Genomic DNA, 10,695 nt, shown 5'->3' with positions numbered 1-10,695 from the left:
ACACAGCTGACCGTGCCTCCAGAGTGTGCGGAACCGGCTCAGCCGGAGGACCGCAGGTCATACTAAGGTAAGGATTACCTAACCAAAAGGCCCAGTCTCTGCGGACCTCGTGCCCCGCACTACGATTAAGGCCTGCCTTACCTAATAAGGGAGCTGGCTGTTGGAGACCGCAAGGTGACGGGCAAGAGAGTGCGCCCTGTCCTTCTCGTGACACTGCTGGGCACCGTCCTGGCCGTCCTCTGCCTGATGTCACTGGCGCTCGGCGCGGCCAACATCCCGCCGGACCAGGTGATCCGGGCCCTGTTCGGGGACGCGCCGAGCCGTTTCGTGGACAACGTCGTCTGGTCGGCGCGGATGCCCCGTACCGCGCTCGGGCTGACCGCGGGCGCGGCGCTCGGTCTTTCCGGGGCGCTGATGCAGGCCCTGACCCGCAATCCGCTCGCCGACCCCGGGGTACTGGGGGTCAGCGCGGGCGCGGCCTTCGCCATCGTGCTGGCCGTCGGCGTGCTCGGCATCAATTCGCTGTACGGGTACGTGTGGTTCGCGTTCGCCGGGGCGCTGATCGCCACGGTGGCCGTCTATCTGCTGGGCGGCCTCGGGCGGTCCGGCATGACTCCGGTGAAACTGGCGCTCGCGGGCATCGCCGTCACCTCGATGCTGTGGTCCTTCACACAGGCCATCGTGCTCACGGACGTGGACGCGCTCAACAAGTACCGGTTCTGGTCGGCCGGTTCGCTCGCGGAGGCGGACAACGGCATGGTGTGGCGGGTCCTGCCGTTCCTCGTCATCGGCGGGGTGCTGGCGCTGGCCTGCGCTCCGGCCCTCAACAGCCTGGCCCTCGGCGACGACGTCGCGGCCTCGCTCGGCCGGCGTCTCGGTCTCGTCCGGCTGGCGGGCGTCGCCGCGATCACCCTGCTGACGGGCGCCGCGGTCGCGGTCATCGGCCCGGTCGTCTTCATCGGCCTGGTGGTGCCCCATGTGGCCCGCGTGCTCGCCCAGTCGGCGGGCATCGGGCCCGACCAGCGCTGGCTGCTGCCCCTGTCGGCGGTGCTCGCCCCCATCCTGCTGCTCGCCGCGGACATCATCGGACGCCTCGTGGCCCGGCCCACCGAGATCCAGGCGGGCGTCCTGGTCGCCTTCATCGGTGGTCCGTTCTTCATCGCGATGGTCCGTCGGCGCAATCTGGCGGAGGTGTGAGCGTGCCGAACCCGAAAACCGCCCTCAAGGCGCCTGCTGACACCGTCCGTCCGGCCGGTTCCGCCCGTTTCCTTACTTACCGGACCTACCGGCTGGTCCTGCCGCCGGTCTCCGGGGTCTTCCGGCCCCGGCTCGTCGCCCTGTGCGTGGTGCTCGCCGCGGGCGCCTTCGTCATGTTCTGCTGGGGCCTGACGACCGGCGACTACCCGATCGGTTTCACCGACGTCGTACGGGCCCTGGTGGGCTCCGGCGACCCCGGCACCGTTCTCGTGGTGCAGGAACTGCGCCTGCCGCGGGCCCTGGTCGGACTGCTTGCCGGGGTCGCCTTCGGGGTCTCCGGCGCGCTGTTCCAGACCATGACGCGCAATCCGCTGGCCAGCCCCGACATGATCGGCCTCACCCAGGGCGCCGGCACCGCCGTGGTCGCGGGCATCGTGCTGGGCTGGGACGGCGGCCTGGGCACCCAGGCCCTCGGACTGTTCGGCGCCCTGGTCACCGCCCTGACCGTCTACGTGCTGGCCTGGCGGCGCGGCACCACCGGTTACCGCATCATCCTGGTCGGCATCGGCGTGGCCTGGATCTGTACGAGCGCCACCGACTTCCTCGTGGCCAGGGGCGGACGCTTCCAGGCGCAGGCCGCGCTCGGCTGGCTGGTCGGCAACCTCAACAACCGCACCTGGGGCCAGGTCGGCCCGCTCGCCGTCGCGCTGGCGGTGCTGTTGCCTGCGGCCCTGCTGCTCGGCCGTCTGCTGCGCACCCTCCAGCTCGGTGACGACGTGGCCACCGGCCTCGGTACGCGCGTGCAGCCCGTACGCCTCGCCATCCTGCTCACCGGCGTCGGTCTGATCGCCTTCGCCACCGCGTCCGCGGGACCCGTCGCCTTCGTGGCGCTCGCCGCCCCGCAGATCGCGCAGCGGCTGGCCGGCACGGCCTGGCCGCCCACCGTCGCCTCGGGACTGACCGGGGCGCTCGTGGTCCTGGGCGGCGACCTCATCGCCCGTACGCTCGTCTCCGGCACAGAACTGCCGGTCGGCATCGTCACCGGTGTGCTCGGCGCTCCGGTTCTGCTCTGGCTGCTCGTCCGCGCCAACCGCGCGGGCTCAGGAGGTTGATCCCATGTCGGCTGATCCCATATCGGTCGGTCCCGTGCCGGCTGATCCCCTGTCGACAGACGCCCCCCTGTCGACGAACTCCTTGTCGGCCCCCGACCCCGATCTGCGGGCGAGCGGTCTGCGGCTTGCGTACGACAACCGGCTGGTGGTCGACGGCCTCGACCTGGCGGTTCCGCCCGGCCGGATCACGGCCATCGTCGGCGCCAACGCCTGCGGCAAGTCCACCCTGTTGCGGGCCCTCGCCCGGCTGCTCGCGCCGAAGGAGGGCGCCGTCCACCTCGACGGCCGGGCGCTGCAGTCCATCCCGAGCAGAGAACTCGCCCAGCGTCTTGGCATCCTGCCGCAGAGCCCGGTGGCGCCCGAGGGGCTGACCGTCCTCGACCTGGTCAACCGCGGGCGTTCACCGCACCAGACCTGGTGGCGGCAGTGGTCGAAGGCGGACGAGCAGGCCGTGCACCAGGCGCTGGCCGCCACCAACATGACGGACCTCGCCGACCGCCCCGTGGACGAACTCTCCGGCGGCCAGCGGCAACGCGCCTGGATCGCCATGGCCGTCGCCCAGGGCACGCCCGTCCTGCTACTCGACGAGCCGACGACGTACCTCGACCTGGCCCATCAGATCGACGTCCTGGACCTGGTGACCGACCTCAACCGCCGGGAGAACCGCACGGTCGTGATGGTGCTCCACGACCTCAACCAGGCCTGCCGGTACGCCGATCACGTCGTCGCCATGAAGTCCGGCAGGGTCGTCGCCGAGGGGACCCCGGCCGAGGTCATCACCGCCGAGACCGTCGAGGACGTCTTCGACCTGACCTGCCAGATCACGATGGACCCGGTCAGCGGCACGCCCCTGGTGATCCCGATGGGCCGCCACCACGGGGCCGCTCCGCTGCGAGCGGCGGTGCCGGCGACCGACTGACGATGCCCGGGTGCGTCCTCGTCCGCGGGTAGGTGGGGGTTGATCGCGCAGTTCCCCGCGCCCCTAAAGACAAAAGCCGGGGCGCAGCCCCGCTTTTAGGGGCGCGGGGAACTGCGCGACCAGCCACGACGTGCCCGCGGACGGAGACGAACGCCCAGTCGTCGCTGTTCAGCCGCCGGCAAGGCTCACGCTCGGGCCGTCAGATAGCCGCCCATCGTGCGGAAGTAGTCGGTCGCCGCGTACTCCGCCCCGTCCTCGGTGCGTACCCGCTTGACGACCAGCCCGCGCAGCCGGCCGTTCCTCGCCTCCGCACCGGCGACGACGACCACGCCGTCACCCTCGCGGATGAAGATCCGCCCCGGAGTTCCGCCGTAACGGCCTTCGGAGACCGCGGACTCGACGATCCTGAGCCGCTGTCCGCGGTGGTGGGTGAAGGCGTTCGGGTACGGGTCGCACTGGGCCCGTACGAGCCGCTCGATGTCCTCGGCCGGCCAGGTCCAGTCGATACGGCTGTCCTCAAGGGACCGCTTGTGGAAGAAGCTCGCCCGGCTGCGGTCCTGCGGTATCCACTGGGCGCGGCCCGAGGCGATGAGGCCGAGCGACTCCTCGACGACCGGGCCGATCAGGTCGACCGTGCGGTGGAACAGGTCGGCGACGGTGTCGGCCGCGCCGACCGGCACGGCACGCTGCAACAGAACATCGCCCGCGTCGAGTTCGGCGTTCATCCGGTGCGCCGTGACACCGACCTCCCGCTCGCCGTTGATCAGCGCCCAGATCAGCGGGGAGAAACCCGCGTACGCCGGGAGCAGCGAGTCGTGGATGTTGAGCGTGCCGTGGGGCGGCAGGTCGAAGACCTCCGGGGGCAGCACGGTGCGCCAGTTGTTGGCGACGATCAGGTCGGGCGCCGCGTCCTTGAGGGCGGCGAGCAGTTCGGGGTCGTCGGGCCGGTTGCGCAGCAGCACCGGCACTCCGTGCTTCTCGGCCAGGTCGGCCACCGAGTCGTCCCAGATCTTCTCGTACACGTGGTCGCTCTTGGGGTGGGTCACGGCCATGACCACCTCGTGGTCGGAGTCCAACAGAGCCTGGAGGGTGCGATGCCCCCAGGTCTGGTAGCCGAACATGACGACCCGCATAGTCGATCCTCTCCTAGGACACACCATTGCAAGGTAAGGCTAACCTTATTTAACATCAGTGGCGCCTAGGGGAAGGAAAAGTTGCGGTGAACGCACTGCACGACGAGCTGCACGACGAGCCGGACGCCGTCCTTGACGTGCTCGGAATCGGTTTCGGGCCGTCAAATCTCGCGCTGGCCATCGCGGTTGAGGAACACAACGCCCAAGCCGCTCCGGAGGACCGGATCCGCGCGGGATTTCTGGAGCGCCAGCCGTCGTTCGGCTGGCACCGCGGAATGCTCATCGAAGACGCCACGATGCAGGTCTCCTTTCTCAAGGACCTGGTCACCATGCGCAACCCGACCAGCGACTTCAGCTTCCTGTGCTTCCTGCGGGAGCGGGGCAGGATGGTGGACTTCCTCAACGCGAAGACGCTGTTCCCCCTGCGGATCGAGTTCCACGAGTACTTCGAGTGGGCGGCCTCCCGGGTGGCCCACCTCGTCGACTACTCGGACGAGGTCGTGTCCGTCGAGCCGGTGACGGGACCGGACGGCGAGATCCGCTGGCTGGACGTCGTCAGCCGCGCGCCCGGCGCACCCGGGCGGACCGTCACCCGAAGGGCCCGGAACATCTCGGTGGCCGTCGGCCTTGAGCCGCATCTGCCACCGGACACGGCTCTGTCGGACCGCATCTGGCACAACAGCCAACTCGTGCCGCGGGTGAAGGAGTTGAACGCCTCGGGTGAGCGTTCGGTGGGCCGCGTCCTGGTGCTCGGCGCGGGTCAGAGCGGCGCCGAGGCGCTCGACTACCTGCACCGGTCCTTCCCCGAGGCGGAGATCTGCGCGATCTTCGCGAAGTACGGGTACACGCCGGCCGACGACAGCCCGTTCGCCAACCGGATCTTCGACCCGGAGGCCGTGGACGTCTACTTCCGCTCCACCCCGGAGGTGAAACAGTCCCTGGTCGACTACCACCGCAGCACCAACTACTCGGTGGTCGACATGGATCTCATCGAGTCGCTGTACGCGACGATGTACCGCGAGAAGGTCCAGGGCCGGGAGCGGCTGCAGATGCGCAACGTGTCCCGCATCAGGGACGTACGCACCCTCGACGACCATCTGGAGGTCACCGTCGAGTATCTCCCCACCGGGGAACGGGAGGTGCTCTTGGCCGACCTGCTCGTCCACGCGACCGGTTACCGGCCCAGGGACCTCGACACCCTCCTGGGCAGAACCGCGAAACTCTGCCTGCGGGACGACAAGGACGCCGTACGGGTCGGCCGCGACCACCGTGTCGAACTCACCCCGGACGTCACGGCGGGCATCTATCTGCAGGGCGCGACCGAGCACACGCACGGCCTCACCTCGACCCTGCTGTCCACCACGGCGGTGCGGTCCGGAGAGATCCTCGATTCCCTGATCGCCCACCGCACGGGCGACTTGGCCGCGCCGATCGGCTGAGGAACCGGCTGAAGGGTTCGCTCCACCGGTGCCGGGTGCCGGGTGTGACGTCACGGGTTCACTTCACGTGCCGTCACACCCGCGCGGGCCGCTCGACGGTCCAGCACCCCGTGTCCCCGCGCCCTCACTGGGCAATGCCATGGTCAGCAACTTAGAGTAGCCTCACCTAAGTTTTCGTCGTCCGATCCCGGAGGGTTGCGGGTGAGTCCTACATATCCGTCGGGGCGTGACGTCCTGCGGGAGTCGGTCAGGGAGCAGCGCCGGGACGTGGCCCTCGGCTCGCTGCTCGGTTCCGGACACCAGGTGGGGGAAGCCCTGGTTCCGGTGCTGATCGGTGTGGTGATCGACCGGGCCGTCACCGGCTCCGACACCGGCGCCCTCGTCCGCTGGCTCGGCGTCCTCGCCGTGGTCTACGTCGCGCTTGCGCTGTCCTTCCGCTATGGCGCCTGGGCCGGCGACCGGTCCGCGGTCCGGGCCGAGCACTCCCTGCGCATCGCCCTCGTACGACGGGTGCTGCACCCCGGCGGCGGCGCCGAGGACGGCCGGCTGCCCGGGGCGCTGGCCAACATCGCGACCGAGGACGCCAAGCGGGTCGGCGGCGTCAACACGGCCGTGATGTACGGGATCGCGTCCCTGGTGGGCATCCTCACCTGTGCCTTCGTCCTGCTGCGTACGTCGGTCCTGCTCGGCCTGGTCGTCCTGCTGGGCACCCCCGTACTGCTCTGGCTCGGACATCTGCTGAGCAAGCCCCTGGAGACCCGCAGCGAGGCCGAGCAGGAGCGCGCGGCGCACGCCTCCGCCGTCGCCGCCGACCTGGTCGCCGGTCTCAGGATCCTCAAGGGCATCGGCGGCGAGTCGGCGGCCATCGACCGCTACCGCACCACCAGCCGCGACTCCCTGCGGGCCACACTGAAGGCCGCCCGCGCGCAGGCCTTCCAGAGCGGCATGGTGCTGTCCCTGACCGGCTGTCTGATCGCCGTCGTCGCCCTGGTCGGAGGCCGGCTGGCCGCCGAAGGGACCATCAGTCTCGGCCAGTTGGTGTCGGCGGTCGGGCTCGCGCTCTTCCTGCTCGGCCCCCTCGAAGTGCTCGCCTGGGTCAACGCCGAACTCGCCCAGGGCCGGGCCTCCGCCGGACGGGTCGCGGAGGTCCTGGCCACCGCGCACAGCGTCACGGCGGGCGAGCGGAGCCTGCCCCGGCAGGTGCGCGGCGCGGTGCGGCTGGCCGGCGTCAGCCATGGCGGGCTGCGCGAGGTGGACCTGGACATCGAGCCGGGCGAACTGCTGGGCGTGGTCGCGACCGACCCCGCCCACGCCACCGATCTGCTGCGCTGTCTGGCCCGGCGGGCCGACCCCGACGCCGGCACGGTGGAACTGGACGGGGTGTCCCTGCGGGACCTGGACCCGGCCGAGATGCGTACGGTGCTGCTGGTGGCCGAGCACGACGCGGACCTCTTCGAGGGAACCGTCCGCGACAACGTCACGGCCGCCGCCCCCGAGGCCGGCGACCCCGAGCCGGCCATGACGGCGGCCGGGGTGGACCAGGTCGCGCGGACACTGCCCGAAGGTGACGGCACCGCGGTCAGTGAGCGCGGGCGCTCGCTCTCCGGAGGCCAGCGCCAACGCGTCGCCCTCGCCCGCGCATTGGCCGCGGACCGTGCCGTCCTGGTGGTCCACGATCCGACCACGGCGGTCGACGCGGTGACCGAGGCGGGGATCGCGGCCGGCCTGCGTGAGGTCCGCAAGGGCCGCACCACGGTTCTGGTGACCACCAGCCCCGCACTGCTCTCCGTGACCGACCGGGTGGTGCTGCTCGACGGCGGCCGGGTCACCGACACGGCCCCGCACGCGGAGCTGATAGCCCGTCACGAGACCTATCGAACGGCGGTGCTGGCATGAGTGACACTGCCCGTACGCTGCTGCCCACCGCGACACAGGCCCGTACGCGTGCCGCCGTACGCGAACTGATACGCCCGCACCGGCGCCTGGCCCTCGGCGGCTTCGCCATGATGATCGTGGCCACCTCGGTCGGCCTGCTGGTCCAGCCGCTGCTGGGCCGCATCGTGGACCTGGTCGCCGACCACCGCCCGCCGGGGAGCATCACCCTGCCGGTCGTGCTGCTGGTGCTGGTCGCTCTCGCGCAGGGCGCGACCACCGTGCTGGGCCTGTCACTTGTGTCCCGGCTCGGCGAGACCGTCCTCGCCCACCTGCGCGAGCGGTTCGTCGAGAAGGCCCTGCGGCTGCCCCTGGAACAGGTGGAGAAGGCGGGGGCCGGCGACCTCACCGCGCGGGTCACCCGGGACGTCTCGGTGGTGGGCGAGGCCGTGCGCTCGGCCCTGCCCGAACTGGCCCGCTCACTGCTGGCCATCGCGCTGACCCTGGTCGCGATGGCCGCGCTGGACTGGCGGTTCTTCCTCGCGGCGCTCGTCGCGGTGCCCGTCCAGGCCTCCACCGCCCGCTGGTACGTACGCAACGCCGTGCCGCTCTACGCCGAGCAGCGGATCGCGACGGGGGCCCAGCAGCAGCAGTTGCTGGACACCGTCGCGGGCGCCGGCACCGTACGGGCGTTCCGGCTTGAGGAGGAGCACACCGAGCGGGTGACCCGGCGTTCGTCGGCGGCGGTCGAGCTGACGCTGCGCGGCGTACGGCTGGTGCTGAACTTCTACAACCGGCTGCACGTGGCCGAGTACGCCGGACTCGCGGCGGTCCTCGTCACCGGGTTCCTGCTGGTGCGCGGCGGATCGGTGTCCATCGGCACGGCCACGGCCGCCGCGCTCTACTTCCACAGCCTGTTCACGCCGGTCAACTCGGCGCTCGTCCTGCTCGACGACGCGCAGTCGGCGACCGCCGCGCTCGCCCGGCTCGTCGGGGTCGCCGACCAGCCGTCGCCCGAGCTGTCCTCCGAGTTGTCCTCCGAGCCCGCGCAGCGTACCGGCGCCGACATCGGCATCGGCGCCGCCGGCACCGTCACCGTGACGGGCCTCCACCACGCCTACGAGCCCGGCCGTCCCGTCCTGCACGACGTGGACCTCACGCTCCGGGCGGGCGAGCGGGTGGCCCTGGTCGGCGTGAGCGGCGCGGGCAAGACCACGCTCGCCAAGCTCATCGCGGGCGTGCACCGCCCGACGTCCGGCTCGGTCCACGTGACGGCCGGCGCCGGGGCGCCCCGGGAGGGTCTGCCGGTCGCGCTGGTCACCCAGGAGACGCACGTCTTCGCCGGACCGCTCGCGGACGATCTGCGTCTCGCGCGCGCCGGCGCCGGCGACGACGAACTGCGTACGGCGCTGGCCACGGTGGACGCCCTCGACTGGGCCGGCGCCCTGCCCGACGGCCTGGACACGGTCGTCGGCGACGGCGGGCACCGCCTCACCTTGGCCCAGGTGCAGCAACTGGCCCTGGCGCGGCTGGTGCTGGCCGATCCCCCGGTGGCCGTCCTCGACGAGGCCACGGCCGAGGCGGGCAGTACCGGCGCCCGGCTCCTGGAGCAGGCGGCCGACCGGGCGGTCGAGGGCCGCACGGCGCTGATCGTCGCGCACCGCCTCACCCAGGCCGCCACCGCGGACCGGATCGTCGTCATGGACGGCGGCCGGATCGTGGAGAGCGGCACCCACGACGAGCTGTGCGCCGCAGCCGGCCCCTACGCCTCCCTGTGGGAGGCGTGGTCCGGCACCCGCGCCACGGCCGACCGGACCCCCACGCACCACCCCCGCCCTGACACCACCACCGTGAAGGACCACTGATGCCCGGCTCTTCCAGAGGCGCACGCCTCGTCGCGGCGCTCGCCTCCGCGCTCCTCCTGTTCAGCACCGCAGCGGCCTGCGGCTCCGACGACGACTCCGACGCGGCCGGCTCGGACAAGTCCGCGTCCGAGAACAGCGCCTTCCCGGTGACGCTCGCCCACAAATACGGCAGCACCACCGTCAAGTCCGAGCCGAAGCGGATCGTCACGGTCGGGCTGACCGACCAGGACGCCGTCCTGGCCCTCGGCAAGGTGCCCGTCGGAACCACCGAGTGGCTCGGCGGCTACAAGGGCGCCATCGGCCCCTGGGCCACGGACAAACTGGGCAGCGGGAAGGTCCCGACCGTACTGAAGGACACCGGCACGGGCCCGCAGACCGAGAAGATCGCCGCGCTCAGGCCCGACCTGATCCTCGCGGTCTACGGCGGCCTCACGAAGGACCAGTACACGACCCTCTCCAAGTTCGCTCCGGTCGTGGCCCAGCCGAAGCAGTACAACGACTTCGGGGTGCCGTGGCAGCAGCAGACCGAGATCATCGGCAAGGCGCTCGGCCAGGACGCCGAGGCGAAGGACCTGGTGAAGGGCGTCGAGTCCGACTTCGCGACCGCCGCCAAGGACAATCCGAAGTTCGCCGGGGCCAGCGCCGTGATGGCGACGCCGTACGAGGGCACCTTCGTCTTCGGCAGCCAGGACTCGCGCTCGCGGGTGCTGACCGACCTCGGCTTCAAGCTGCCGACGGACCTGGACAAGGTCATCGGTGACAAGTTCGGCGCCAACATCAGCAAGGAACGCACCGATCTGCTGGACACCGACGCCATCGTGTGGATCGTCGCGGACCGGGCGAAGGACGAGGCGAAACTGCACAAGAACGCGCTCTACGCCGACCTGGACGTGGCGAAGCAGGGACGTGAGGTCCTCGTGGAGGAGGCCGGCGACTACGGCAACTCCGTGTCCTTCGTCTCGGTACTGAGCCTGCCGTACATGCTGGAGCGACTGGTACCGCAGCTGGCCGCGGCCGTCGACGGCGACACCGCCACGAAGGTGACCGAACCGGCCTCTTGAGAGTGATCCCGCGTCGCCGCGGGGAGAAGCGGACAGAAGGTCCGGGGTCACGGACGACCGTGGTCCCGGATTCGCTGTGTCGGGCGACACGCTCGCG

General features: G+C 71.1%; 8 protein-coding genes. 7 read left to right on the top strand and 1 reads right to left on the bottom strand.

Translation table 11 applies throughout. The features are described 5' to 3' along the window. Positions 1–174 precede the first annotated feature (174 nt). The 3 genes from AOK01_RS02390 (at position 175) to AOK01_RS02380 (ending at position 3,228) form a co-directional block, all read left to right on the top strand. Positions 175–1,197, top strand: coding sequence for a FecCD family ABC transporter permease (locus AOK01_RS02390; protein WP_281181288.1), 1,023 nt, complete (start codon positions 175–177; stop codon positions 1,195–1,197). A 92-nt stretch (positions 1,198–1,289) separates the two neighbouring features. Continuing rightward, a complete protein-coding gene (locus AOK01_RS02385; RefSeq protein WP_245702047.1) occupies positions 1,290–2,309 on the top strand; it encodes a FecCD family ABC transporter permease in 1,020 nt (339 codons plus the stop codon). 82 nt (positions 2,310–2,391) lie between these two features. Continuing rightward, on the top strand, positions 2,392–3,228 hold the full coding sequence (locus AOK01_RS02380) for an ABC transporter ATP-binding protein (RefSeq protein ID WP_055507872.1): 837 nt from the start codon (positions 2,392–2,394) through the stop codon (positions 3,226–3,228). 185 nt (positions 3,229–3,413) lie between these two features. Here the strand turns inward: AOK01_RS02380 and AOK01_RS02375 are convergent, their stop codons facing one another. Beyond that, a complete protein-coding gene (locus AOK01_RS02375; protein WP_055507840.1) occupies positions 3,414–4,361 on the bottom strand; it encodes a methionyl-tRNA formyltransferase in 948 nt (315 codons plus the stop codon). An 86-nt stretch (positions 4,362–4,447) separates the two neighbouring features. On the opposite strand from AOK01_RS02375, the gene AOK01_RS02370 reads away from it, so the two are divergent. The 4 genes from AOK01_RS02370 to AOK01_RS02355 all read left to right on the top strand — a co-directional run bounded on the left by AOK01_RS02370 (position 4,448) and on the right by AOK01_RS02355 (position 10,598). Continuing rightward, positions 4,448–5,800 carry a lysine N(6)-hydroxylase/L-ornithine N(5)-oxygenase family protein gene (locus AOK01_RS02370; RefSeq protein WP_055507838.1) on the top strand — a complete coding sequence of 451 codons (1,353 nt, stop codon included), beginning with the start codon at positions 4,448–4,450 and terminating at the stop codon, positions 5,798–5,800. Positions 5,801–6,001: 201 nt separating this feature from the next. After that, positions 6,002–7,696 carry an ABC transporter ATP-binding protein gene (locus AOK01_RS02365; RefSeq protein ID WP_079103106.1) on the top strand — a complete coding sequence of 565 codons (1,695 nt, stop codon included), beginning with the start codon at positions 6,002–6,004 and terminating at the stop codon, positions 7,694–7,696. Next, positions 7,693–9,537: an ABC transporter ATP-binding protein gene (locus AOK01_RS02360; protein WP_055507836.1), complete on the top strand. Its 1,845-nt coding sequence runs from the start codon at positions 7,693–7,695 to the stop codon at positions 9,535–9,537. The genes AOK01_RS02365 and AOK01_RS02360 overlap by 4 nt, the downstream gene beginning before the upstream one ends. Next, entirely contained in the window at positions 9,537–10,598 is a 1,062-nt protein-coding gene (locus AOK01_RS02355; RefSeq protein ID WP_055507834.1) for an iron-siderophore ABC transporter substrate-binding protein, read from the top strand. Before AOK01_RS02360 ends, AOK01_RS02355 begins: the two co-directional genes overlap by 1 nt. Positions 10,599–10,695: the final 97 nt, after the last annotated feature.

Source organism: Streptomyces aurantiacus, from assembly GCF_001418335.1.
Taxonomy (GTDB): domain Bacteria; phylum Actinomycetota; class Actinomycetes; order Streptomycetales; family Streptomycetaceae; genus Streptomyces; species Streptomyces aurantiacus.
The sequence above is the reverse complement of the archived record's forward strand: the minus strand, read 5'-3'. Positions and strand labels throughout refer to the sequence as shown.